We start from the raw sequence: 1,866 nt of genomic DNA, 5'->3' as shown, positions 1-1,866 counted from the left end.
AGGCATTGCCTCTGCTGAACTTATAAATAGTCCCCAAGGATTAAAACTATTTTTAATCGATTCTTTTTTTTGGCACGCATCGGTATTGCCAAAAGGTTGTGAGCACGATTTAGCGAAAACTTTATCAGACTTTACCTTATTGAAATTATCCGAAATAAGCGATGGTAATGGTTCTTCTGTATTAAAAGGCTTTGGTATTTGTTCTTCTGTTTGAGGTTCTACTGGAGGAGTATTTTTAATCTTTGCATATTTAACATTAGGTTTTGCGCTAACTTCGGTTGCTTTCCACATCGTCTTATCCTTGTACTATTCCCAAATGATAAGACAAAAAGACAAGGGGCAATAATTTGCCCGAAACAGGCTCTATTTAACAATAAACATCTATCGCGCACCACAGAATCACATTACACACAAAAACAGGGCATTAAGCCCTGTTTTTACATCATTTCAGCATCACTTGTGGCTAAAGTTCCGCATTTATTATTTGTTAAAGACTTAACAAATCACACCGAAAGCAATTCACACAAGTATTGTTACCAACACACTAAAACTACCCCTCTTTCACCACCCTCGCTATTGTCGCCCTGCTACAGCCTAACTTCTGCTGTATTTCTGAATAACTCCGCCCAAGTTTTAACTGATCACGTATATCTTGATGCAGTGACTCATTCACACGGCGCCCACGGTACTTACCTTCCGCTTTTGCTTTCGCAATGCCTTGTGCTTGGCGTTTATGGCGAGTTTCGTAATCATCACGGGCCATGGCTGCACCTAAATCCAACATGAACTCGGTTAAGGCCAAGGTAATGCTGTTTTGCTCACCCGCGCTGAACACTGCATGCGTCATTGGCTGATCTACCACCACTATCACCAACCCTTTTTCCATGATGCGGGCTTTTAAGGTTTTCCATTCAAGCCAAGGTAAACGAGTAAGGCGATCCATCTTTTCAATTAGCAACACATCACCGGCTTCGCTATCGTCTATTAGCTTGTTGAGTTCTGGCCGTTCTAACTTGGTGCCAGATTGGTTTTCGATGTAGTAGCCAGCAATACGACTATTAAATTTGGCGCCAAAGGCTTTCAGTTCTTCTTTTGCCCGTTGGGCATCTTGCTCGGTGGTTGAGGCGCGAAGGTAAGCACGGATCAGCATGGTTTTCCCTAAACTGGTTTAATTTAAGTTGGTTTCTAAAATCAGTTTAGTATAGATGGTTTCACAAATGAAGCGGTAAGGGTTGAGAGGCAATAGAGAGTGGTTTCGTTAGGGTATAGTTATAATAAAAAAGCCCATAACTTAGTTATGGGCTCTTCTATTACTTATCTGTTTTAGTAGCTGACTTTTTAAGGTCTAACTCAAGATTAAATGAACAAGCTTTAAAGAACCAAACTTTAAAAATACCTGACAAACTAAAACGAAAACTCATAATTAATACCTTACAATAAGATAATAAATATCAGGTATTAGAGGCGTTGTATTTTTATATATGCGTTTTTAGTATTTTTATATATGCGTTTTTAGTGTTTTTATATATGCGTTTTAGTGTTTTTATATATGCGTTTTTAATGTTTTTATATATGCGTTTTTAATGTTTTTATATATGCGTTTTTAATGTTTTTATATATGCGTTTTTAATTGTAATTATCAACAACCTTTTACCTGAAACTTCACGGATTTCCGCTTGAGGTTTATGATATAACCTTATGAAATTAGGTCAAGAAAAATATTTCAATCAATAATTTTATATGTAGTGGTACATTAAATTTGGCCACCTACTCAGAGGTGATATCATCACCTCTTAACATGGATAGGTGACATCATGACAAAACGAACAAGACGATTATTTAGTGCTGAATTTAAATTAGAGGCAG

Annotated in this window: 1 protein-coding gene and 1 pseudogene; both read right to left on the bottom strand. The window is 37.1% G+C overall.

Annotation, left to right across the window (positions count from 1 at the left end; translation table 11 throughout):
* Positions 1 to 291: pseudogene (locus C9J46_RS21175) on the bottom strand (hypothetical protein); the annotation flags it as partial.
* 259 nt (positions 292 to 550) lie between these two features.
* The gene (locus tag C9J46_RS21170) at positions 551 to 1,150 is read right to left on the bottom strand and encodes a recombinase family protein (protein WP_107260804.1); all 600 of its coding nucleotides are present in this window, start codon (positions 1,148 to 1,150) and stop codon (positions 551 to 553) included.
* Positions 1,151 to 1,866: the final 716 nt, after the last annotated feature.

Origin of the sequence: Photobacterium sp. GB-36, from assembly GCF_003026135.1 — a bacterium.
GTDB lineage: Bacteria > Pseudomonadota > Gammaproteobacteria > Enterobacterales > Vibrionaceae > Photobacterium.
This window is presented reverse-complemented; position numbering and strand designations above follow the sequence as displayed.

Bases quoted from the DNA above. Each gene is read 5' to 3' on its own strand.
- C9J46_RS21170 (WP_107260804.1), bottom strand. From the start codon at position 1,150: ATGCTGATCCGTGCTTACCTTCGCGCCTCAACCACCGAGCAAGATGCC.